Raw genomic sequence first — 23,416 nt, forward strand, 5'->3', positions numbered from 1 at the left:
TCCGGAATCGCTCTATAGCTGGCAGGACCCTGGCCGACTGGCCGTTACAGGCAGGATCGTTTTCAATGCGTGTGCTCGTCGTCGAAGATGATGTGGATCTGAACAGGCAGATTGCCGACGCGCTGCTTGATGCCGGCTATGTCGTGGACAAGGCCTTTGACGGCGAGGAAGGCCATTTTCTTGGTGATACCGAGCCTTACGACGCTGTCGTGCTGGACATCGGCCTGCCGCAGATGGATGGGATCAGCGTGGTGGAGCGGTGGCGCCGCGATGGCCGCAAGATGCCGGTTCTCATGCTTACCGCCCGTGACCGGTGGAGCGACAAGGTTGCCGGTATCGATGCCGGCGCCGACGATTATGTCGCAAAGCCCTTTCACATCGAAGAGGTTCTGGCCCGGCTCCGCGCGCTGATAAGGCGAGCCGCCGGCCATGCCTCATCTGAACTCGTCTGCGGTCCCCTGCGGCTCGACACAAAGTCGTCCAAGGCGGATGTCGACGGTGTTCCTCTGAAACTTACGTCGCTGGAGTTCCGCCTGCTGGCCTATCTGATGCACCATATGGGCGAGGTGGTTTCGCGAACCGAACTGGTCGAGCATCTCTACGATCAGGATTTCGATCGCGATTCCAATACGATCGAGGTGTTCGTGGGCCGATTGCGCAAGAAGCTGGGCGTTGACCTGATCGAAACCGTGCGCGGCATGGGCTACCGCATTCGAGAGCCTGAGGCTTGAAGTCGACCGGTCAGCCTGCCAGTCCACGGATGCGCACAGGCAAACGTTCCGGCGTTTTTGGGCGGATGCGCTTCTGGCCGCGCTCTCTGACCTTCCGGGTCATAGCTTTCTCGACTATCTGGGCGGTTCTGGCGCAGATCGTCGTGTTCACCCTCATCACCACCCTCTACCGGCAGGCCAGCGAACGGGGGTTTGACAGCCTTCTCTCCGCCCATCTGTTCAACCTGATCGGATCGGTCGGCGTCTCGGAGAGCGGTGCCCTGACGGGCGCGCCTGATCTTGGCGACCTGCGCTTTTCCGAGCCGCGATCCGGCTGGTACTGGTCGGTGGAGCCGGCATCGAACGGGATCACGGGTGGCCTGCGCTCGTCGTCCATGACGGGAGCCATCCCCTCGCCAAGCACTTCGGAAGTGCCCTTCAATGTCGAATTTCAGCGCAGCTATATGGCCGACGGTCTTGCCGGCGAGCGCCTCGCTGTTTTCGAGAGCGAATTCGTTCTGGACACTGGTAACCAGATCGCCCGTTTTCGTGTGATGGGCAACGAAAGCGAGCTGGAACAGGAAATCGCGGCATTCCAGCGTCGTCTGCTGGTTTATCTCTCCATATTCGGTCTTGGCATGATCGCCATAAACGCAATCGCCATTCTGTATGGCCTGAAACCGCTGCGCAAGGTTCGCGATGCACTCGCCATGGTTCGCGAGGGAACGGCACAGAGGCTGGATGGCCGCTTCCCGGCGGAAATCGAACCGCTCGCCAACGAAACCAATGCGCTGATCGAGAACAACCGCCGCATCGTCGAGCGCTCGCGAACGCAGGTCGGCAATCTGGCCCATTCGCTGAAGACGCCGCTGGCGGTGATGCTCAATGAAGGGCGGGCGCTGGGTGGTGAAAAAGGCCGGCTGTTTTCGGAGCAGGCCGCCTCGATGCAGCAGCAGGTAGAACATTATCTGCAACGCGCCCGCGTGGCCGCGCAGCGCGACAGCGTGGTTTATCGCACGCCGGTCAGGCCGATCATCGAGCGTCTTGCGAGGGTCATGGGCAAGCTAAACCCGAACATGGCCATTTCCGTTTCCCTTCCGGACGAAGAGCTTGTCTTCGCCGGGGAGCGCGAAGATCTCGAAGAGATGCTTGGAAACCTGCTTGAGAATGCGATGAAGTGGGCGCGAAGCAAGGTTTCGATATCCGTAAAATCCCTGCCTGAGGTGGAAGACCAGCCCGATCTGCTCGAGATTGTCATCGAAGATGATGGGCCGGGAATCCCGGAAGACAAGGCGCGTGAGGCCCTGAAACGGGGACGTCGTCTGGATGAAAGCAAGCCCGGAACCGGCCTTGGCCTGTCGATCGTGACAGACCTTGTCAATGAATATGGTGGAAAGCTTTATCTGGAGCGCGCAGGCCTGGGTGGGCTCAAGGTTGCGATTCAACTACGGAAAATTGAGTGATGCTTGACCTTGTGGCGAACCCAATTTCAGCCAAAGTGGGATATTAATGCGTATCACGTCCGGAAAATATAGTGTTAGCGGGCAGGGGATAAAATGAGCGTTCGTCTGGTTCTGGTTGCAGGCTCCCTCATGCTGGCCGGCTGCAGCACGACAGGGATAGGCCGTAGCGGCGGGACGGCACAGCCCGGCGGGCAACTGTCTTCCACGGTAATTTCGGCAATGGGTGGCGGTCTCGTCAGCGGCGCGATAGGTTCCGGGCTGAGCGGCGCCGAGCGACGTAATGGGCTGGAAGCCGAGTATAAGGCTCTTGAATACACCGCAAGCGGCCAGCCCGTAACATGGAAAGGCAGCCAGCCCAACCGTTACGGCGAAGTGGTGGCCGCGCAGCCCTATCGCGTTGGTTCGCAGGATTGCCGGCAATACACGCACACGGTTTACACCGGGGGCGCCGGAGCCACCGCGCGCGGCACAGCCTGCCGGAATTCAGACGGGAGCTGGACACCGCTGACCTGAACGATGGGTAGTTCCCAGCCGGCGCTCCCGCAGATTCGTCAAAGGGTCGCAGGCCCGTGATGTTGGCAGTCCGGAGCGCTGAGGCTATTTAGTCGGAATGTTGTTCTGGGTCCTTTCCGCTGTCTTGACTTTGGGCGCGAGTCTGGCGGTTTTGCTGCCTCTCGCAGCACGATCCGAATCCGACAAGTCAGGTACCGGGCACGATCTCGAGGTTTATCGGGACCAGCTTGCGGAACTGGACCGCGATCTGGCGCGGGGCCTGATCCTCGCTTCGGAAGCGGAGCAGGCACGCGCTGAAATCGGGCGTCGTATCCTGCGCCTCGGCGATACGTCTTCTGCACCGGCTTCTGTTTCCCGCGGCGGCACAGGGCTTCGTCTGGTTTCGGCCGGGGCGGTGCTGGCTGTTCCGCTGATCAGCTGGACTATCTATGCCAATCTGGGCTCGCCCGATCTGCCGTCGCAGCCGCTGAGCGAGCGGCTGACCAGAAATCCTGCCGAGAGCACGGTTGAGGAACTCGTGGCCCGCGCCGAGGCGCATCTGGCGTCCAATCCTTCCGATGGCAAAGGCTGGGACGTGCTGGCGCCCATCTACATGCGTACACAGCGTTTTGCCGAAGCCTCGCTGGCCTATGAAAACGCCATCAAGCTTCTTGGTTCGAGCGCCGACCGGCAGGCCGGCCTGGGCGAGGCGAGGATCAATATGGCAGGTGGCAGGATAGCCGACGACGCGCGCGCCGCTTTCGCCATGGCGCTGAAGCACGATGCCGCCAATCCGAAAGCACGCTTCTTCGTGGCGATGGCCTCCGCACAGGATGGACATATGGATGAGGCGGTCGCAGGCTGGACCCGGATGCGAGATGACCTGCCGGAAGGTTCGCCCTGGCGCAATGCGGCCGAGCAGGCCCTTGTGCAGGCAGGGCAGGCGCCGGTTGCGCGAGGCCCCGGTCAGGACGAGGTCGAGGCCGCCGCGGGGATGTCGGCTGGCGACCGTGCTGATATGATCGCCGGAATGGTGGAGCGGCTGGACGAACGCCTGCGTGAGAATCCCAAGGATGCCGAGGGCTGGAAGCAGCTCATCCGCTCGCATCTGGTGCTCGGTGACGAAGAAAAAGCCAGAGACGCGCTGGCCCGTGCGTCCGCGGCTTTCGGACCTCAAAGCGAAGAGGCACGCATGCTTGTCGCCTTCGCCTCGGCAAATGGCCTGAAAATGACGGAATAAGGTTTATGACCCGCAAGCAGAAACGGCTAGCTGTCATTATCGGAGGATTGGCTTTTCTCGGCGCTGCCACGGCGCTGACCTTCGTGGCGCTTGGGCAGAAGGCATCCTATTTCTACACGCCGGGCGATCTTGCCGCCGCCGGATTGCAGCCCGGTCAGCGTATCCGCCTTGGCGGCATCGTGGAGAAGGGCTCCATTGTTCGTGGCGAGGATGCGTCCGTGACCTTTGCCGTCACCGACATCGCCGAGACGGTTAAGGTCACATACAAGGGCATTCTCCCCGACCTGTTCCGCGAGGAGCAGGGCGTCATCACCGAGGGCGCCTTCGGGGCCGATGGCGGGTTTGTCGCAGACACCGTTCTGGCCAAGCATGACGAAAACTACATGCCCAAGGAAGTTGCCGACAGCCTGAAGGAAAAGGGCTTGTGGCAACACAATGAGTAGGCGGCGTCATGGTTGAGATCGGTCACTTCGCGCTTATTCTGGCACTGGCGCTGGGCCTTGTGCAGATGACTGTTCCGCTGATCGGCGCGCGCGCCGGCGACGAGCGCATGATGGCGGCGGCCATACCCGTGACGCTTGCGGGTTTCGCCTTCACGGCGTTGTCCTTCGTCGTCCTGACGGTCGCCTATGCCCAGTCGGATTTTTCCCTGCAAACGGTATGGGAGAACTCTCATTCGGCGAAGCCGATGCTTTACAAGATCACCGGCGTGTGGGGAAATCATGAAGGCTCAATGCTCCTGTGGGTGCTGATCCTGACTTTCTTCGGCGCGCTTGTTGCCCTGTTCGGCAACAATCTGCCCGCATCCCTCAAGGCCACCGTTCTGGCCGTGCAGGGAGCTGTCGGGGTTGCTTTCTTCCTGTTCATTCTCATTACGTCGAACCCCTTCACCCGCATGTCTCCAGCGCCGATAGAGGGGCGGGATCTCAACCCGATCCTTCAGGATATCGGCCTCGCCATTCACCCGCCGCTTCTCTATCTCGGCTATGTCGGATTCTCGATCTGCTTTGCCTTTTCGGTTGCAGCATTGATCGAGGGGCGCATCGACGCAGCCTGGGCGCGCTGGGTGCGCCCTTGGACACTGGTTGCGTGGGTGTTCCTGACAGGCGGCATCGCGATGGGCTCCTACTGGGCCTATTACGAACTGGGCTGGGGCGGCTTCTGGTTCTGGGACCCGGTCGAGAACGCCTCCTTCATGCCATGGCTGGCCGGAACAGCGCTGCTGCATTCAGCCATCGTCATGGAAAAGCGTTCGGCACTCAAGATCTGGACGCTGCTGCTGGCGATCCTTACCTTTTCGCTGTCGCTGCTCGGCACCTTCCTTGTCCGTTCGGGCGTGCTGACTTCCGTTCACGCATTCGCTACCGATCCCTCGCGCGGGGTGTTCATCCTGTGCATATTGATGCTGTTCATCGGCGGCTCGCTGGCGCTGTTCGCATGGCGGGCTCCGTCGCTGACGCAGGGCGGGCTGTTCCAGCCGATCTCCCGCGAAGGCGCGCTCGTGCTGAACAATCTGTTCCTGACCACCGCGACGGCAACGGTGTTCATCGGCACGCTTTATCCGTTACTGGTCGAAGCCATTTCCGGCGACAAGATCTCCGTCGGGCCGCCTTTCTTCAATCTCACCTTCATTCCCCTGATGGTGCCGCTGCTTCTTCTGGTGCCGTTCGGTCCGCTGCTGGCGTGGAAGCGCGGCGATGTGATGGCCGCAGCACAGAGGCTGATGTTCGCCTTTGGCGCTGCCCTGATCGCAGCACTGGTCACCGCGTTCCTGATCGACGGTTCTTCCGCCATTGCCGCCTTCGGCGTGGGGCTGGCGGTCTGGCTGGTGCTGGGAGCGCTGACGGATCTGGCCATCAAGGCCGGTATCGGCAATGTAAGCCCTTCCGTTGCGGTGAGACGGTTCATCGGTCTGCCGCGTTCCGTTTTCGGAACCGCTCTCGCCCATCTCGGGCTCGGCCTGACGGTGCTCGGGCTGGTCGGCGCCATCTGCTTCGGCACCGAAAGCGTGCTCACCATGAAGCCGGGCGAGATTACGGAGCTGTCCGGCAAAAGGGTGCGTTTCGACAATGTGGTCGAGGTTCGCGGCCCCAACTACAATGATGAGCGGGCGCATTTCTCATTGCTTGGCCCTGCTGGTGAAGTGCGCCGCGAAATCTGGTCGTCGCGGCGCTTTTATCCGGTGCGCCGGATGAACACGACGGAGGCCGGCATCGCCACGCTGGGTTTCAGCCAGCTCTACATTTCCATTGGCGAGGACACCAGCAACGGCATGGTCGTGCGTATCTGGTGGAAGCCTTTCGTCATCCTGATCTGGGGCGGTGGCCTCGTCATGATGGCTGGCGGCACGATGTCGTTGCTGGACAGACGCCTGCGTGTCGGCGCGCCCGCGCGTCGCGGCAGGAAGAGTGCAGCGGCCCCTGTTGCGGGAGCGGCCTGACATGATGCGTCGCACGGCCTTTGCCATAGTCTGTGCTGCCGTACTGCTTTCGCCGGCGGCGCGGGCGGTGACGCCAGACGAGATTCTCGCTGACCCCGCGCTTGAGCAGCGGGCGCGCGATATCTCCGCCGGCCTGCGCTGTCTGGTCTGCCAGAACCAGTCTATCGACGATTCGGATGCCGATCTGGCCCGCGATCTGCGCGTGCTTGTGCGCGAGAGGCTTGAAGCCGGTGACTCGGATAAGCAGGTGGTCGATTTCGTCGTTTCCCGCTATGGCGAGTTCGTGCTGCTCAGGCCGCGCTTCAATACGCAGACCATGCTTTTGTGGATCGCACCCTTTGCCCTTCTCGTTGCGGGTGGCGCGTTCGTGCTGCTTGCCTCGCGGCGCAGGCGTCCGGTGGCAGAGGCAGGCCTCAGTGACGATGAACGCGCTGCGCTTGAAGAAGTGCTGCGCCGCGATCCTCCTTCGCAACATTAACAAAGTTTCATCAAGCGGAAATGGCGCCGTAAGGTCCCGTGTCCTATCTCTGCCTGCAATGATGCTTCATAAGCATCCAGTGCAAGAAGGATCGAGATTGATGACCAGCATCTCACATGTGGTTTCCCGCAGGAGCAGGAGCCTTGCTGCTGCCGCTGCTTCCCTCGCCATTGCCGGCGCCGTTGGCTTTACCGCCGTAACTGCCGGCACCGCCCCTGTGCTCGCCGAGGCCGTTCGCGTCGAAGCGCCTCAGGTTCCCAGTTTCGCCGACGTCGTGTCCAATGTGACGCCGGCAGTCGTCAGCGTCCGCGTCAAGGCCAAGGTCGAGCAGACCTCCGATCGCGGCCAGAGCTTCGGCTTCCCCGAAGAAGGCTTCGGCAACTTGCCCCCCGATCATCCCATGCGTCGCTTCTTCCGCGAATTCCGCGGTTTCGGTGATCGTGATTCCCATCCGCGCGCAGAACGCCGCGGTCCGGCCAAGCCGCGTCCTGTGGCGCAGGGCTCCGGCTTCTTCATCTCCGAGGACGGGTATCTTGTCACCAACAACCATGTTGTCGACAACGGAACGGAGTTCACCATCGTCACCAATGACGGCAAGGAACTCGACGCCAAGCTGGTCGGCAAGGATGAGCGCACCGATCTGGCCGTGCTCAAGGTCGATAGCGATACCAAATTCACCTATGTCGACTTTGCCGACGACTCCAACGTGCGCGTCGGTGACTGGGTGGTCGCTGTCGGCAATCCGTTCGGCCTTGGCGGCACGGTGACGGCCGGCATTGTCTCAGCGCGTGGCCGTGACATCGGCGCCGGTCCCTATGATGACTTCATCCAGATCGACGCTGCCGTGAACCGCGGCAATTCCGGCGGTCCCGCTTTCAACCTCAGTGGTCAGGTTGTCGGCATCAATACCGCCATCTTCTCGCCCTCGGGCGGCAATGTCGGCATCGCCTTCGCAATCCCTGCCTCCACCGCGAAGCAGGTTGTCGAAGGCCTGATCAAGGACGGGTCGGTTTCCCGTGGCTGGCTCGGCGTAGAAATCCAGCCGGTCACCAAGGAAATCGCCGAATCGCTCGGGCTGCAGTCCGACAAGGGTGCAATCGTCGCGAATGCGCAGGACGACAGCCCCGCGAAGAAGGCCGGCATTGTCTCCGGTGATGTCATCACGCAGGTGAACGGCAAGGATGTATCGTCCTCCCGCGATCTGGCCCGGGTGATTGCCGGCTATGCGCCGGGGACCACCGTTGACATGAACGTGTGGCGTAATGGCAAGGCGGAAACAGTGAAGGTCGAGCTTGGGGCGCTTCCGGGCGCGGACAAGCAGGCATCGGCTGACAATTCCGCGCCATCGGCCTCTTCCTCCGATACACTGGCCGATCTTGGTCTCACCGTGACGACCGCGGATGACGGGAAGGGCCTTGTCGTTACCGATGTCGATCCCGACAGCGATGCTGCCGATCGCGGTATCCGTACCGGTGATGTCATCACGGCGGTGAATTCCGAAGACGTCACCAGCGTCAAGGACGTTACCGACGCCATGGACACGGCCGCCAAGGCGGGCCGCAAATCCGTGCTGGTGCAGATCAGCCGCGACTCCGCCAACCGCTTCGTGGCGCTGCCCATCAATCAGGGCTGACCCCGCTCCCGGCCGCTGCACAATGGTGCAGCGGCCGGCAATTCTTCCGAGCTAACCCCGGAACGGGCAACCCTCCACCATGAATGCCGGAATCACCTATAGTGATGCGATGAAGATTCTCGTCATTGAAGACGACCGCGAAGCGGCGGACTATCTTGAGAAGGCTTTTTCGGAAGCCGGCCACACCGCCCATGTCGCCGGCGACGGTGAAACCGGCTTTGCGCTGGCCGATGCCGGCGACTATGACGTGATGGTGGTCGACCGCATGCTGCCGCGGCGCGACGGCCTGTCCGTCATTGCTGGCCTGCGTTCGCGGGGGAATACGACGCCTGTACTTATCCTGTCGGCGCTGGGCGAAGTAGATGACCGGGTGACCGGCCTTCGCGCCGGCGGAGACGACTATCTCACCAAGCCCTATGCCTTTACCGAATTGCTGGCTCGCGTCGAGGTTCTGAACCGGCGCGCCGGCAGCCGCGAGAGCGAAACCGTTTACCGCGTCGGCGATCTCGAGCTTGATCGCCTGTCCCATTCCGTCAGGCGGGCAGGGCAGGAAATCACCCTCCAGCCGCGCGAATTCCGGCTGCTGGAATATCTGATGCGCCATGCCGGGCAGGTGGTCACGCGCACCATGCTGCTGGAGAATGTCTGGGATTATCATTTCGATCCGCAGACCAACGTCATCGACGTGCATGTTTCCCGCTTGCGTGGCAAAATCGAGAAGGGATTCGACAAGCCGATCCTGCACACCGTGCGTGGTGCCGGCTACATGCTGAAGCACGGCTGAGGGCCATGGCGCTGCCGATGCCAGCCATCATGAAAACAACGGCGGCGCGGCTTTCAGCGCTTTTCCTGCTTCTTTTTGCCCTCTGCGCCATCCTGCTGGTTTTCTACATGACCTCGCTGTCGGTGCGCATGCTGACCACGCAGACGCAGGAAACCATCAATGAAGAAGTTCTGAGCCTTGGCCGTGCCTATCAGCGCGGCGGCCTGCCGACATTGGTGCGGGTGGTCGAGCAGCGGGCCCGCCAGCCGGGCGCCAATCTTTACCTTCTGGCCGACGCCAATGGCCAGATTCTCACAGGCAACGTTGAAAGCCTCGAACCCGGCGTTCTGGAAACGGAGGGCTGGACGACGAGATCCTTCTATTATCGCCGGTACGGCGAGACCGAGGCGGAACGTCAACGGGCCGAAAACGGCCAGAACGAGACGCAGCGCGCGCAGGTGCGCGGGCATGATGCGCTGGCGCTGGTGCTGCGCCTTCCAAACCAGATGATCCTGCTGGTTGGCCGCGATCTGGGCGAGCCGCAGCGCTTCCGCGAGGTGGTCAACCATTCGCTGATGCTGGCGCTGGGCATGATGGGCATCGGCGGCATTGTCATCTGGTTCTTCGTGGGCCGCGCCGCCCTCAAGCGCATCGACGGCATTTCTGCCGCCAGCCGCCGCATCATGGGGGGCGATCTCAGCGGTCGCTTGCCGACGACCGGGGCCGGCGACGAGTTCGACCGACTGTCGGAAAATCTCAACGCCATGCTGACGCGTATCGACACCCTCAACGAGGGGCTGAAGCAGGTTTCCGACAACATCGCCCACGACCTGAAGACGCCGCTGACGCGAATTCGCAACCGGGCCGAGGCAACTCTGGCCGGCAAGCAGAAGCCCGCCGACTACCGCGCGGCACTTGAAGCCACGATTGCCGAATCGGATCAGCTCATCAAGACGTTCAACGCAATCCTGATGATCTCCCGGCTGGAGGCAGGCTATTCGGCCGAGAGCATGACCGGTGTGGACCTCGCGGAAGCCGTCCGCGATGTCGTCGAGCTTTACGAGCCTCTTGCCGAGGACAGCGGCGTTGCGCTGGAAGCCGGACCGATGGAGGCGACGACCATCAGCGGCAACCGCGAACTGATCGCTCAGGCGCTGTCCAACATCGTCGACAACGCCATCAAGTATTCGGCGGATGCCGATACAGGCCCGCGTGTGAGCGTCAGGCTCGAACGCGCCGATGGCGAGATCCGGCTTTCGGTGACGGACAACGGCCACGGCATCCCGGACGCCGAGGATCGCGTGCGCGCGACGGAGCGTTTCGTGCGGCTGGAAAAAAGCCGCTCGCAGCCGGGATCAGGGCTTGGCCTCAGTCTCGCGGGCGCTGTGATGAAATTTCATGGCGGCAGGCTTGATCTTTTGCCTGCTGATCCCGGATTATCCGTGGTCATGGTGTTTCCCGACAAGGACAGGTCCTGACCCCCTATGGCTTCCACATCCGTGGCCGACCGCGCCGCATCCGTGCTGCTGCTGAACCCCTCGCTGCAACTCAGGCCGCTCGATGAAAGCCATGCCGGAGCCGTGCTCGGCGATATCGCCGCCAGTGCCGCGGAAAGCGATCTGCCCCGCCTTGCGGAATTCCTGGCCCATGACAGCGATGCCCGCCGCTTTCTGGCTGCGGTTTTCGATCTGTCGCCTTTCCTGCGTGATCTGGCGCGGCGCAGACCCCGCATGCTCGACGCTCTTTTCGAGCAGACGGTTGCTGAACGGCTGGAGGCGATCGCCGCCGACATAGATGCTTCGTGGCAAGGCGAGGGGATTTCGGAAGCCGAACTCATGAAACGGCTTCGCCTCCTCAAGACCGAGGCACATTTCCTGATCGCTCTGGCCGACCTTGCCGGGGAGGCCGACACCCGGACGACCGTCTTTCGCCTCAGCGTGCTGGCCGAAGGCTGTGTTCGCGCCGCATGCGCTTTCCTGCTGGCCGATCTCGACCGGCAGGGAAAGGTGAAGCTGCCGGACCCGAAGGAGCCCGCGCGCGACAGCGGCCTTATCGTGCTCGGCATGGGCAAGCTCGGCGCGCACGAGCTCAACTTTTCCTCCGATATCGACCTCATTCTGTTCTTCGATCACAAGGCGGTGGTCGGCGACCCGATGGAGGCGACGGATGTTTTCTCGCGGCTTGCGCGGCGTCTGGTGCGCATCATGCAGGACCGCACCGAGCACGGCTATGTGTTCCGCACCGACCTGAGGCTGCGCCCCGATCCCGGCTCCACCCCGCTCGCCATTCCGGTGGGCGCGGCCCTCAATTACTATGAAGGGCGCGGCCAGAACTGGGAGCGTGCGGCCATGATCAAGGCGCGGCCGGTGGCCGGCGACATTGCCGCCGGCGAAGCCTTCCTGAAAGAGTTGCGCCCCTATGTCTGGCGCAAATATATGGACTACGCTGCGATCGCTGACGTTCACTCCATAAAGCGCCAGATCCATGCCCATAAGGGGCACGGCGAAATCGCCGTGAAAGGCCACAATGTCAAGCTCGGGCGCGGCGGCATCCGCGAGATCGAGTTCTTCGTCCAGACCCAGCAGCTCATAGCGGGCGGGCGCTTTCCCGAGCTGCGGGGCCGCGAGACCGTGCCCATGCTCGCTCAGCTCGCAGGCAATGGCTGGATCACGGAGGACGCGCGCGATGCGCTCACCCGCCAGTACTGGTTCCTGCGGCGTGTCGAGCATGCAATCCAGATGGTCGCCGACGAGCAGACCCATATGCTGCCGGAGGATGACGAGGGGCTGGAGCGAATTGCCCACATGATGAGCTTCGGCAGCGCCGATGCGTTCTCGCAGGCGTTTCGCGCTTCTCTGATAGAGGTCGAGGGCCACTACGCCGCGCTCTTCGAGGCGGCGCCCGAGCTTTCGTCCGGTGTCGGCAATCTCGTCTTCACCGGCGATGTCGACGACCCCGACACCTTGCAGACGCTGCACACGCTGGGCTTCCAGCGCCCCAGCGACATCTGCCGCGTCATCCGCGCCTGGCATTTCGGCCGCTATCGCGTCACGCGCTCCGCCGAGGCGCGCGAGCGGCTGACGGAGCTGACACCGGCCTTGCTGGAAGCCTTCGGCAAAACGCGGCGCGCCGACGAGGCGCTGATGCGCTTCGATGAGTTCCTGTCCGGCCTGCCGGCCGGGTTGCAGCTCTTTTCGCTGCTGCAATCCAATCCGGCGCTGCTGCGCCTCATGGCGACGATCATGGGGGCAGCTCCGCGTCTGGCTGCCATCATCACCCGGCGCCCGCATGTGTTTGACGGGCTGCTCGATCCGGCACTGCTCAGCGAATTGCCCGACCGGGCCTATCTGGCCGCACGGCTCACCGCCTTTCTGGACGGCGACCGGCCTTACGAGGAACTGCTCGACCGGCTGCGCATCTTTGCGGCCGAACAGAAATTCCTCATCGGCGTGCGGCTTCTCGCCGGCTCCATCAATGCGCGCAAGGCGGGGCGGGCTTTCTCGGACCTTGCCGATCTCACCCTTGGTGCGGCGCTCGATGCCGTCTCGGCGGAATTCGAGAGGCGTCATGGCCGCATTGCACAGGGCCGGGTGGCATTGCTCGGCATGGGCAAGCTCGGCAGTCAGGAGCTCACCGCCGGTTCGGACGTGGACCTGATCCTTCTCTACGATCACGATCCGGAGGCGGAGGAATCGGACGGCGACAAGCCGCTCGCGCCCGCCCACTATTACACCCGACTTACGCAGCGACTGATCGCGGCGGTCTCGGCCCCGACTGCCGAGGGGGTTCTTTACGAGCTCGACCTGCGCCTGCGCCCTTCCGGCAACAAGGGGCCGGTGGCGACCCATATGGATGCGTTCCGCAAATATCAGCGGCAGGAAGCCTGGGTCTGGGAGCAGATGGCGCTGACCCGGGCACGTCCGGTGGCCGGCGACGGCCAGCTTTGTGCCGACATAGCGGCGGAGGTCGCCGACATCCTTGCCCAGCCCCGCGACGCGGCGAAAGTGCGCGACGAGGCTTTGAAGATGCGCCGCATGATCGACGAGGAAAAGCCGCCGCACGATCTGTGGGATATCAAGCTCATCCCGGGAGGACTGATCGACCTGGAATTCATCGCGCAGGTGGCGGTTCTGACCGGAAAATTCACCGGAAAGCCCGGAACAACAGCAACGGTCGATGTTCTCGCTAATCTGGCACCCGACTATGCCGATGCCGGCATGCGCGAAAATCTGATGCAGGCTTTCGCCTTCTATCTGTCACTGACGCAGATCATCCGTCTGTGCCTGACCGGACATTTCGACAAGGAAGATGTTCCGCCCGGGCTTGCCGATCTGCTAATGGCGGTTACCGCGATGCCGGATTTCTCCGTCATGGAGGCCCAGCTCAGGGATATGTCGGAAACGGTACGAGACGATTTCGATCGGATCATCGGCGGCAAGGCCGGGTAGTCAGGCCGCAGCTTTCAAGGGTTGACCGGCGGGCTTCTTCTTTGACGTGGCCGGGATCCTCACGGAAACGATGGTGCCCGTGCCTTCGGTGGAGCGGATCTTGAGCGCGCCGCCATGCAGTTCCGCCAGCGAGCGCGAGATAGCGAGGCCGAGGCCGGATCCGGTGTGGTTCTTTGAGAACTGATTCTGCACCTGCTCGAAGGGGCGGCCCAGCTTCTTCAGCGCATGCCTGGGAATACCGCAGCCATTGTCCTCGATCGACAGGATCAGCGCACCCGACGCATGGCGTGCGCGAACGGAAATGCGTCCGCCTTCGCCGGTGAACTTGACCGCGTTCGACAACAGGTTGAGCGCGATCTGCTTGATGGCGCGGCGGTCGGCGTAGAGCTTGAGGGTTTCGGCGATCTTGGTTTCGACCGTGATCTTCTTTTCCGCTGCCTGCAGGGACACCACCCGCACAGTCTCGCGGATGAGCGGGCACAGGTCGATCTCCTCGCGGTCCATCGAGAACTGGCCGGCCTCGATCTTCGACATGTCGAGAATGTCGTTAATCACCCCGAGCAGATATTTGCCGCTGGAATTGATGTCGGTCGCATATTCCTCATAGCGGTCGGATCCCAGCGGGCCGAACAGCTTCTGCGCCATCAGTTCAGAGAAGCCGATGATGGCGTTGAGCGGGGTTCGCAGCTCATGCGACATGTTGGCGAGGAATTCGGACTTGGCCTGGTTCGCAGCCTCGGCGCGGTCCTTTTCCTTGATGTATTTGCGGTTCAGCTCGGCCAGTTCGCGTGCCTTTTCCTCTTCGGCGCGGCGCGCGAGGCTGAGGTCGTGGATCGTTGCCATCAGCCGGCGTTCGCTGTCGAGCAGCTTGTCCTGATGCTGGCGAATCTGAGTGATGTCGGAGCCGACCGCCACTGTGCCGCCGTCGCGCGTCTTCAGTTCGTTGACCTGCAGCCAGCGGCCATCCGCAAGCTGGCGCTCATAGGTGGTGCCGCCGCGTGGGCCGTTGACATTGGCAAGCCTGCGCTCGGAGGCGAAGGCCTGCATCCGTTCCTCCAGTGCCACGCGATGCGCACCCGGCACCACGTCATGGTCGGAGAGGCCGTTGTCCTGCTGGAATTTTGAGTTGCACATCACCAGCCGGTCGGCTGGGTCCCATAGCACGAAGGATTCGGTGATGTTCTCGATCGCGGTGCGCAACCGCAGGTCGGCCGCTTCCGAGCGCAGGGCGAGATGGCGCTGCTCGCTCACGTCCATCGAGATACCGATGAGCTGGATTTCGGACGCATCCGGGTCGACGACCTGCGCGCGTACCCGCATCCACACCCACTGGCCATTGGCGTGGCGCATGCGGAACACCCGGTCGATCTGATCGATCTCGCGGGCCATGACACGATTGGCGATCTCGAACAGATTGCCGTCGTCTGGATGGATGATGCGGTCGACCTCGCCGAAGGAAAGCATGGCGTCGCAGGGCTCGTAACCCAGCATGTCGTACATGGAGGGCGACCAGTACATCTTGCCGCGCACCATGTCCCAGTCCCACAGGCCGCAGCGGCCGCGCACCAGCGCCATGTCTATGCGCTGCTGCCCTTCCAGATAGACGCGGTCGGCAGCCTGCGCCCGGGCCGCCTGGCTGAAATAGGCGTAGAGGATGACGATCAGCACGCTTGCCGTCAGCACGAACAGGGAAACGTTCAGTGACACGGTCCGGCGCCATTGTGCGAAAACCGCATCCTGCGGAATCAGCGCGGCCGCAGCCCGCTTTTCAGTGGTGTCGATGGCCACAGCCGCGAACCAGTCGGTGCCGTCGATTTTGACGGGGATGACACCGGCCCGCTCGCCGAACAGGAAAAGCGGCTGGCCGTCGCTTACAATCTCGTCCAGTGCGCGGCCATACCAGCGCGTGGAGCGCGGCGTTACGGCCGAAACGGTGAACTTCTCATTCGTGAAGGCCAGCACATGGCCCTCGGAGAGCGAAGCGGTGCGGCTGACCTGCTCAAGCCGTTCCTGCGGACTCATGCTGTTGAAATCAGCTGTAATGAGCTGGCCGGAGGCGAGCGCGAGTGCGGATCGGGCGCTGTTCTCGACGTCGTCGCGCCAGTTCATCAGCGAAATGAAATGCAGGCCGGCCACCACAATCAGGAAAATGACGATGAGCACGGGAATGAGACGGCGCAGGAACGGCTCCGCAGCAACCAGCTTCTGATAAGCCGGCTGGGCGATGAGCTGTGCATTGCCGGCGAGGCCTTTGCCCTTCCGATCAACAGACATCCCACCGGGCGCGCTGAACGCGTCCGCCTTCGCCATGAAATGGCACTCCCCAACTATGTCCCGTTTGAAGATCCGGCTACACCGAACATCCGAATCGTCCCTAAGGAATCAAAGCTGATTCGCCTTGTCCAGAGGCACGGCGTAAAAAGATCGTTGCGACAGGTGAATGACTACGCCAGAGAGCGTTCGGCAATGTCCCCGAGATCAACTGATATGCCGGGCATTTTCACCATGGAAACCAGTGCCTGCCGCGCTTTTTCCTGACGTATCGGCTCAAGCGAACGCCAGGACCGGAACGCCGTGGCAAGGCGGGCGGAGAGTTGCGGGTTGCGCTTGTCGATATCCATCAGCGCCTCTGCGAAGAACAGATAGGCCGCTCCATCCGCCCGGTGAAACCCGCTTTGGTTGCCTGCGGAGAAGCTTCCCATCAGCGACCGCACCCGATTCGGGTTGTCGATGGAGAAGGAGGGATGCCGCATCAGGGTGCGCACCGTCTCCAGCGCGTGCTCGCCGGGCACGGTGGCCTGGATCTGGAACCATTTGTCCATGGCGAGAGGCATATCGGCATGGCGCCGCTCGAAATCGGCGAGGGCGGCCCGGGCCTGCGGCGATCCCGGATGCTCATGCGCAAGCGTGCCCATGCCGGCGATCAGGTCGGTCATGTTGGTCGCGTGCGTGAAGTGACTTGCGGCGATGTCGGCCCCGTCATCGCTGCGGGCGAGGTAACCCAGCAGGACGTTGCGCAAGGCGCGCCGTCCTGCAGCCGCGGCATCGGGACTGAAAGGTCCGGTATCATGGAGCTGCTGGTAAAGCGCATGGAAGCCGCCGCGGTTGGCGCCTGCTATGGAGCCCACCAGCGCCTTGCGGGCCACAAGCACGGCATCTGGATCGATATCCTTGCCGATATCGCGGGCAACGTCGGCTTCCGACGGCAATGTGATGGCAAGGGCGCGATAGGCTGGTTCCAGATCGTCATCGGCCGCTATGGAGCCGGCCAGCCGGGCGATGCTGTCTTCGAAAACCGTTGCCTTGCCGCCGAGAACGCATCTGTAGGCCGCGATGAGTGCCTCGGTAAGCAGCGTGTTGAACGCCTGCCAGCGCCCGAAGGGATCGCTGTCATGGCGGGCGAGGAAGATCAGATCCTCCGGCTTCTGCTCGACCGCGAGCGTGACGGGCGCTGAAAAGCCGCGGTTGAGCGACAGGACCGGCCGTTCGGCAACGCCGTGGAACTGAAGCTTTTGGCTGCGCTTGCGCACATGAATGACGCCGCCGTCCACCGTGCCGCCTTCCGCCGAGCTCCACCGCAATTCCCTGCCGTCGCTGCCTATGAGGCCGAAGGCCAGCGGAATGTGCATGAGCCGCTTGCGGCTTTCGGACGGAGTGGGCGGCACCGACTGCTCGATTTCGAGTGTCAGCGTGCCTGCCTCGTAGCTCGGTTTGATGGTCAGGTTGGGGGTGCCCGACTGGTTGTACCAGAGGGCAAACTGGGAAAGGTCCTGGCCCGAGACATCCTCGAACACTTTGAGGAAATCCTCGATCGTGCAGGCCTCGCCATCATGGCGCTCGAAATAGAGGTCCATGCCGGCCCGGAACGTTTCCCGGCCCAGAATGGTGGCGAGCATGCGCACCACCTCGGAGCCCTTTTCGTAGACGGTCGCCGTGTAGAAATTGTTGATCTCGCGATAGCGGCGCGGCCGCACCGGATGGGCCAGCGGTCCCTGATCCTCGGGAAACTGCAACGCCTTCAGCGTACGTACCTCGGCGATGCGCTTCACGCCGCGCGAGCGCTGGTCGGCGGAGAACTCATGGTCGCGGAAAACGGTGAGGCCTTCCTTCAGGCAGAGCTGGAACCAGTCGCGGCAAGTGATTCTGTTGCCTGTCCAATTGTGGAAATATTCATGCGCGATGATCGCCTCGATATTGGCGAAATCGGTGTCGGTCGCGGTTGCTTCGTCGGCCAGCACATATTTGTCGTTGAAGATGTTGAGGCCCTTGTTCTCCATCGCGCCCATGTTGAAATCGGAAACGGCGACGATGTTGAAAACATCAAGGTCGTATTCGCGCCCGAAGACATCTTCGTCCCATTTCATCGACCGTTTCAGGGCATCCATGGCATAGGCGGAAAGCCTCTCCTTGCCGTGCTCGACATAAATGCCGAGGTCGACCTTCCTGCCGCCCATGGTGGTGAAGCTGTCGCGCAGGCAGCCGAGATCGCCTGCCACCAGCGCGAACAGGTAGGACGGCTTGGGGTGGGGATCGTGCCATTCGGCGAAATGCCGGCCATTGTCGAGTTCACCGCTGTCGACGGGATTTCCGTTCGAGAGCAGAAGCGGGGCCTCAGCGCGCGGTGCTTCGATGCGAACATGATAGACCGACAGGATATCCGGCCGGTCCAGAAAATAGCTGATGCGGCGGAAGCCTTCCGGTTCGCACTGGGTGCAGTAAACGCCATTGGAGCGATAGAGCCCCATCAGGGCCTTGTTGCGGTCAGGCTCCAGCTCGGTTTCTATCGTCAGCCGGAACTGTGCCGTTTCGGGCAGATCCTTCAGCACGAGGCGCTCGGGCGTCGCTTCATGGGCCGTGTGTGCGATGCCGTCCAGTTCGAGGCGCTTAAGATTGAGGTCGTCGCCATCAAGGATCAGCGGAGCGGATGGATCAACGCCGACGCGCCTTTCGACGGTCAGATGCGCAATCACGATCGTCCGGGTCGGGTCAAGCCGGAAGGTCAGATGCGTCCGGGGGATCAGGTAGTCGCTTGGCCGGTAATCCTCGAGCCTGAAAACCTGACCTGTATCTGTACGCATATGCTCTCTTTCCTTCCCCGCCCGATGCAGTCGTGGCAGCCCGCCTTCACCTTTTGGCTCAAGACAATCCGGTTGGTGTTCTTTACATGATGAGGGCCTGCGTCGGGAAGCCTGCGTCAGGTGGGGAGTGTCCACAGACGAAGAATGCGGGACCAAATTGAGTAATCTCACGCCTGAAAACAGCCGGCCCCTGACCGCCATTAGTCTGAAAATCATTTCGGTGGTGATTTTCGTTGGCATGTCCTCGTTCATCAAGGCAGCCGGTGCCTTGCCGGCCGGGCAGGTGGTGTTCTTCCGGTCCTTCTTCGCGATGTTTCCGATCCTTCTTTTCCTCGGCCTGAAGGGAAGGCTGAGAACCGCTTTCGCAACGGAACGGCCCCTTGGGCATATGGCGCGTGGCTTTGTCGGCGTTTGTTCGATGGGACTGATTTTCTTTGCACTGGCACGGCTGCCGCTGGCGGATGCGATCACCCTGAATTATGCGCAGCCCTTGATGGTCGTCGTGTTCAGTTCCCTGTTTCTGGGCGAACCGATCCGCATGTACAGATGGGGAGCCGTCGCCATCGGGCTCGTCGGTGTAATCATCATTTCGTGGCCCGAACTGACCATGCTGCGCTCCGGCGGGGCGATGGAAGATCAGCAGGTGATGGGAGTGGTCGCGGCGCTGGCGGGAGCGGCGACCTCCGCTTTGGCGGCGATCCTTGTGCGTAATCTTGTCGGCAGCGAGCGCACCGCCACCATCGTGCTGTGGTTCTCGCTGATGGCAAGCATCATCTCGCTTGGCACCCTGCCGTTCGGCTGGGAAGCGATCACGCCTCATCAGGCCATGCTGCTGATTGCGAGTGGCATTTGCGGCGGCGTGGCTCAGATCTTCATGACCGCGGCCTATCGCCATGCCGAGATTTCGGTGGTCGCGCCCTTCGAATACACCTCGATCATCCTCGCTATCATCATCGGTTACGTGATGTTCGGTGATCTGCCGGGCATCTACATGCTGGTCGGCGGCGCAATCGTGGTCGCCGCCGGGCTGTTTATCATCTTCCGCGAGCGCCGGCTGGGTCTGGAGCGGGCAAGGGCGGTCAAGGTCACGCCTGCGCAGGGCTGAATCTGCGGCAAAGCATGGGTGGCGTGCGCCTATGAAAGCGCGCGCAGCTTCATCTTGACTTCCAGAAAATCGCGCCAGGCCAGCCGCTTGTGCGCCGGCGTGCGCAGCAGATAGGCCGGATGCAATGTCGGCATGGCCGGAATTTCCAGTCCTGCGGCCCCGCTGTAGATGCGCCAGTTTCCGCGCAATCGCAGGATCCCTTCCGTGGTGTTCAGAAGGGTCTTGGCCGAAGCGCCACCCAGATGTACGAGAACTTTCGGTTTGACCAGTTCGATGTGCCGTTCGATGAAGGGGCGGCAGATCTCGGTTTCCTGCGGGGTCGGCGCCCTGTTGCCCGGCGGGCGCCACGGGATGACGTTGGAAATATAGGCGCTGCTGCGGTCGAGCCCGATGGCCGACAGCATGCGGTCCAGAAGCTGGCCTGAACGCCCGACGAACGGCTTGCCTTCAAGATCCTCGTCTCGTCCTGGCGCCTCGCCGACGAACATCACATTCGCCTGCGGGTTGCCATCGGCAAAAACCATGTTCTTGGCGGTGAATTTCAGATTGCATCCCTCGAACCCGGCCATGCACTCGCGCAGTTCGTCGAGCGTTGCGGCGCCTGCCGCAAGCTCGCGCGCAAAGGCGATCTGCTGGCCGTCCGGAACGGTGGCCGGCTGGGCTGGCGGGCGTGCGGCGGGTGATGTCTTTGGCGACGGTGCCTGTCGCCCGGCCTGCGGTCGGTGTTCCTGTTCTTCGGTTGCTGGCAGGCCGGCAGGTCGGGGCTGCGGGGCCCGCTCCTCGAATCGGTTCGCCGGCATGTCGTCCAGCGCCTCGTCCACGCCCGCCTCGGCATAGAAGGCCAGCAGGGCGTGGATATCGGCAATGCTGTCAGGGGTGGCTGCGCTCATGGAGCCACATTCGGCGTATCGGCCGGCATTTTCAAGTCAGGATGAGGGAATACGCGGGTCTTGCACCAGATAGAATGTTCACCGCGGCGTGAAATCGGTGATCACGAACTGGAACGACACCGTGGTCAGCGGATCGACCTGTCCGCCGGAGAACAAGAGCCGGTCATAAGGTTCGAAGCTGCGGTCGAAACGGGAAAATGCGCTGGAGAAGATAGCTTCCGGAGAGTGGTTGCGCTGGTCGAAGGAAAGGCCGTCGCCGAAGATGCTCGGCCGGTCGCGCCCTTCCTGCAGTTCGAACTCGAATTCGATCCATGGGTGACCGCTGTTGTTCAGGATGTCGATGCGCAGGTGAAGCACCATGAGGTGACCGTGGCCAGGCAGGCGGGGCATCCTTCGCACCGCATTGTGGATTGTCAGTGTGGCCGGGGTTGCAGAGCGGAACTCTTCCAGCACCACCAGCGGATCGTCCGCCGTGCCGGATCCGCCGACCGCGGTGATGGCGAAGTCGCCGAGTTCGTCGGAGAGCATATAGGAGCCTGCAGGCCACATGCCGCTCTCTTCGGCGAGGCTCGGGAAAACGCCAAGCATCACCGGAACAAAGGCCAGAACCGCAAGTTTCCGGGCACTGCCGAGCGGTTTCGCGAGGCGCAACTGCGGCAGGCCGGGCCATCCATAGGTGCGCATTGGCCCAGTATCGCCGATGTGCGGGCTGGCGCACACTCAATTATGCGTTGGCGTGCGTCGAGATGTCTGCAGGCGGCGTCGGGCCGAGGGGAAGCCGGTGTATCGGCAGCCCTCAAGCTCACAACAAGCCGGTTGCAATCATATTTTGACGTTTACGTTTACGTAAAAATCTGCGACCTTACGTTACAAGGGAAAATGGCCGCTAATTTTTTCTGCCGGTTCCCCGTCGCATACTGATGCGCTATGGAGCGCGGGAGCCAGCACAGTATCAGCAAGCCGATGCGGAGGGATTGATGAGCGATATTGAACGCGAGAGCATGGAATTCGACGTGGTGATCGTGGGCGCGGGACCGGCTGGTCTGGCGGCAGCGATCCGTCTGAAGCAGGTCGATCCCGAGCTTTCCGTGGTCGTTCTCGAAAAGGGTGGCGAGGTTGGTGCTCACATCCTCTCAGGCGCTGTTGTCGATCCGATCGGCATTGACAAGCTGCTGCCTGACTGGCGCGAAGAGGCCGATCATCCCTTCAGGACACCGGTGACCGACGACCATTTTCTGGTTCTGGGTCCTGCCGGCTCGATCCGTCTGCCCAATTTCCTCATGCCGCCGCTGATGAACAATCACGGAAACTATATCGTTTCGCTGGGAAATGTCTGCCGCTGGCTGGCCGGCAAGGCTGAGGCGCTCGGCGTCGAGATCTATCCGGGCTTTGCCGCGGCCGGCGTTATCTACAATGATGAAGGCGCCGTCACGGGCGTTTACACCGGCGACATGGGCGTCGAGCGTGACGGAACGCAAGGTCCGAATTTCGCGCCGGGCATGGCGCTGATGGGCAAATATGTGCTGATCGGGGAGGGCGCCCGCGGATCGCTGGCCAAGGAACTGATCGCCAGATACGATCTCTCGGCCGGACGCGAGCCCGGCAAATTCGGCATCGGCCTGAAGGAACTTTGGCAGATCAAACCCGAGAACCACAAGCAGGGTCTGGTGCAGCACTCTTTCGGCTGGCCGCTCGACATGAAGACCGGCGGCGGTTCGTTCCTCTACCATCTGGAGGACAATCTGGTCGCGGTCGGGTTCGTCGTTCATCTGAACTACAAGAACCCTTATCTGTCGCCGTTCGAGGAATTCCAGCGCTTCAAGACGCACCCTGCCATTCGCGGCACCTTCGAAGGAGCAAAGCGAATAGGCTATGGCGCGCGCGCCATCACCGAGGGCGGCTGGCAGTCGGTGCCGAAAATGTCGTTTCCCGGCGGGGTGCTGATGGGCTGCTCGGCCGGTCTGGTCAACGTTCCGCGCATCAAGGGTTCGCACAATGCGGTGCTGTCGGGCATCATGGCAGCCGACCATGTGGCCGAAGCCATCCATGCAGGGCGCGCCAATGACGATCTCATTTCCTATGAGGAAGCCTGGCGCGGTTCCGACATCGGCAAGGACCTGAAGCGCGTTCGCAACGTCAAGCCATTGTGGTCGCGGTTCGGAACGATCCTCGGCGTCGGCATCGGCGGTCTGGACATGTGGCTGAATACGCTCTTCGGCGTCTCGCCCTTCGGCACGCTCAAACACGGCAAGACCGATGCCGCCTCGCTGGAGCCGGCCGCGAAGCACAAGAAGATCGACTATCCGAAGCCGGATGGCGTTCTCACCTTCGACCGGCTTTCCTCCGTGTTCCTGTCCGGCACCAACCATGAAGAGGACCAGCCGGTCCACCTTCACGTCGGGGACATGGCCTTGCAGGTGAATTCCGAGCACGATGTGTTTGCCGGTCCCTCGACGCGCTACTGCCCGGCGGGCGTCTATGAATGGGTCGATGCCGATGGCAATGCCGCAGCCGATCCGACCGCCAGGGATGTGCGCTACGTTATCAACGCGCAGAACTGCGTTCACTGCAAGACCTGCGACATCAAGGATCCGAACCAGAACATCAACTGGGTGCCGCCGCAGGGTGGCGAGGGGCCGGTTTACGCAAACATGTAAGGCATTTTAGCCCGGCTTG

17 protein-coding genes are annotated in these 23,416 nt (G+C 62.2%); 13 read left to right on the forward strand and 4 right to left on the reverse strand.

Annotation, left to right across the window (positions count from 1 at the left end):
* Window positions 1–65 precede the first annotated feature (65 nt).
* The 11 genes from AC5XE7_RS16345 to AC5XE7_RS16395 all read left to right on the forward strand — a co-directional run bounded on the left by AC5XE7_RS16345 (window position 66) and on the right by AC5XE7_RS16395 (window position 13,667).
* Window positions 66–731, forward strand: a complete 666-nt coding sequence (locus AC5XE7_RS16345; protein WP_183828552.1) for a response regulator transcription factor — start codon at window positions 66–68, stop codon at window positions 729–731.
* A gap of 65 nt (window positions 732–796) precedes the next feature.
* Window positions 797–2,173 (forward strand): ATP-binding protein, encoded by a 1,377-nt coding sequence (locus tag AC5XE7_RS16350; RefSeq protein WP_495366841.1) that lies wholly within the window; start codon window positions 797–799, stop codon window positions 2,171–2,173.
* Window positions 2,174–2,266: 93 nt separating this feature from the next.
* On the forward strand, window positions 2,267–2,686 hold the full coding sequence (locus tag AC5XE7_RS16355; protein ID WP_495366842.1) for an RT0821/Lpp0805 family surface protein: 420 nt from the start codon (window positions 2,267–2,269) through the stop codon (window positions 2,684–2,686).
* Window positions 2,687–2,783: 97 nt separating this feature from the next.
* Entirely contained in the window at window positions 2,784–3,905 is a 1,122-nt protein-coding gene (gene ccmI / locus AC5XE7_RS16360; protein WP_495366843.1) for a c-type cytochrome biogenesis protein CcmI, read from the forward strand.
* A 5-nt stretch (window positions 3,906–3,910) separates the two neighbouring features.
* A complete protein-coding gene (gene ccmE / locus AC5XE7_RS16365) occupies window positions 3,911–4,348 on the forward strand; it encodes a cytochrome c maturation protein CcmE (RefSeq protein WP_495366844.1) in 438 nt (145 codons plus the stop codon).
* Between the two features lie 8 nt (window positions 4,349–4,356).
* Window positions 4,357–6,345: a heme lyase CcmF/NrfE family subunit gene (locus AC5XE7_RS16370; protein WP_495366845.1), complete on the forward strand. Its 1,989-nt coding sequence runs from the start codon at window positions 4,357–4,359 to the stop codon at window positions 6,343–6,345.
* A 4-nt stretch (window positions 6,346–6,349) separates the two neighbouring features.
* A complete protein-coding gene (locus tag AC5XE7_RS16375; RefSeq protein WP_495366872.1) occupies window positions 6,350–6,823 on the forward strand; it encodes a cytochrome c-type biogenesis protein in 474 nt (157 codons plus the stop codon).
* Between the two features lie 100 nt (window positions 6,824–6,923).
* A complete protein-coding gene (locus AC5XE7_RS16380) occupies window positions 6,924–8,456 on the forward strand; it encodes a DegQ family serine endoprotease (protein ID WP_495366846.1) in 1,533 nt (510 codons plus the stop codon).
* A 109-nt stretch (window positions 8,457–8,565) separates the two neighbouring features.
* Window positions 8,566–9,240 (forward strand): response regulator transcription factor, encoded by a 675-nt coding sequence (locus AC5XE7_RS16385; protein ID WP_183831454.1) that lies wholly within the window; start codon window positions 8,566–8,568, stop codon window positions 9,238–9,240.
* A 5-nt stretch (window positions 9,241–9,245) separates the two neighbouring features.
* Window positions 9,246–10,697 (forward strand): sensor histidine kinase, encoded by a 1,452-nt coding sequence (locus tag AC5XE7_RS16390; RefSeq protein ID WP_495366847.1) that lies wholly within the window; start codon window positions 9,246–9,248, stop codon window positions 10,695–10,697.
* A 6-nt stretch (window positions 10,698–10,703) separates the two neighbouring features.
* The gene (locus tag AC5XE7_RS16395; protein ID WP_495366848.1) at window positions 10,704–13,667 is read left to right on the forward strand and encodes a bifunctional [glutamine synthetase] adenylyltransferase/[glutamine synthetase]-adenylyl-L-tyrosine phosphorylase; all 2,964 of its coding nucleotides are present in this window, start codon (window positions 10,704–10,706) and stop codon (window positions 13,665–13,667) included.
* On the opposite strand, the gene AC5XE7_RS16400 is transcribed toward AC5XE7_RS16395, so the two are convergent.
* Together AC5XE7_RS16400 and pepN are read right to left on the reverse strand one after the other, a co-directional pair.
* Window positions 13,668–15,977, reverse strand: a complete 2,310-nt coding sequence (locus AC5XE7_RS16400; protein WP_495366849.1) for a PAS domain-containing sensor histidine kinase — start codon at window positions 15,975–15,977, stop codon at window positions 13,668–13,670.
* A 134-nt stretch (window positions 15,978–16,111) separates the two neighbouring features.
* Window positions 16,112–18,745, reverse strand: coding sequence for an aminopeptidase N (gene pepN, locus AC5XE7_RS16405; protein ID WP_495366850.1), 2,634 nt, complete (start codon window positions 18,743–18,745; stop codon window positions 16,112–16,114).
* 157 nt (window positions 18,746–18,902) lie between these two features.
* Between pepN and AC5XE7_RS16410 the strand changes: the two genes are divergently transcribed.
* The gene (locus AC5XE7_RS16410; protein WP_495366851.1) at window positions 18,903–19,850 is read left to right on the forward strand and encodes a DMT family transporter; all 948 of its coding nucleotides are present in this window, start codon (window positions 18,903–18,905) and stop codon (window positions 19,848–19,850) included.
* 29 nt (window positions 19,851–19,879) lie between these two features.
* Here AC5XE7_RS16410 and AC5XE7_RS16415 read toward each other — a convergent pair whose 3' ends face one another.
* Window positions 19,880–20,740 (reverse strand): uracil-DNA glycosylase, encoded by an 861-nt coding sequence (locus AC5XE7_RS16415; RefSeq protein ID WP_495366852.1) that lies wholly within the window; start codon window positions 20,738–20,740, stop codon window positions 19,880–19,882.
* Window positions 20,741–20,818: 78 nt separating this feature from the next.
* Window positions 20,819–21,424: a hypothetical protein gene (locus tag AC5XE7_RS16420; protein WP_495366853.1), complete on the reverse strand. Its 606-nt coding sequence runs from the start codon at window positions 21,422–21,424 to the stop codon at window positions 20,819–20,821.
* Window positions 21,425–21,717: 293 nt separating this feature from the next.
* Between AC5XE7_RS16420 and AC5XE7_RS16425 the strand changes: the two genes are divergently transcribed.
* Window positions 21,718–23,397 (forward strand): electron transfer flavoprotein-ubiquinone oxidoreductase, encoded by a 1,680-nt coding sequence (locus AC5XE7_RS16425; RefSeq protein WP_495366854.1) that lies wholly within the window; start codon window positions 21,718–21,720, stop codon window positions 23,395–23,397.
* The last annotated feature ends 19 nt before the right edge of the window (window positions 23,398–23,416 follow it).

Source organism: Aquamicrobium sp. YD-1-mutant5 (assembly GCF_059509755.1).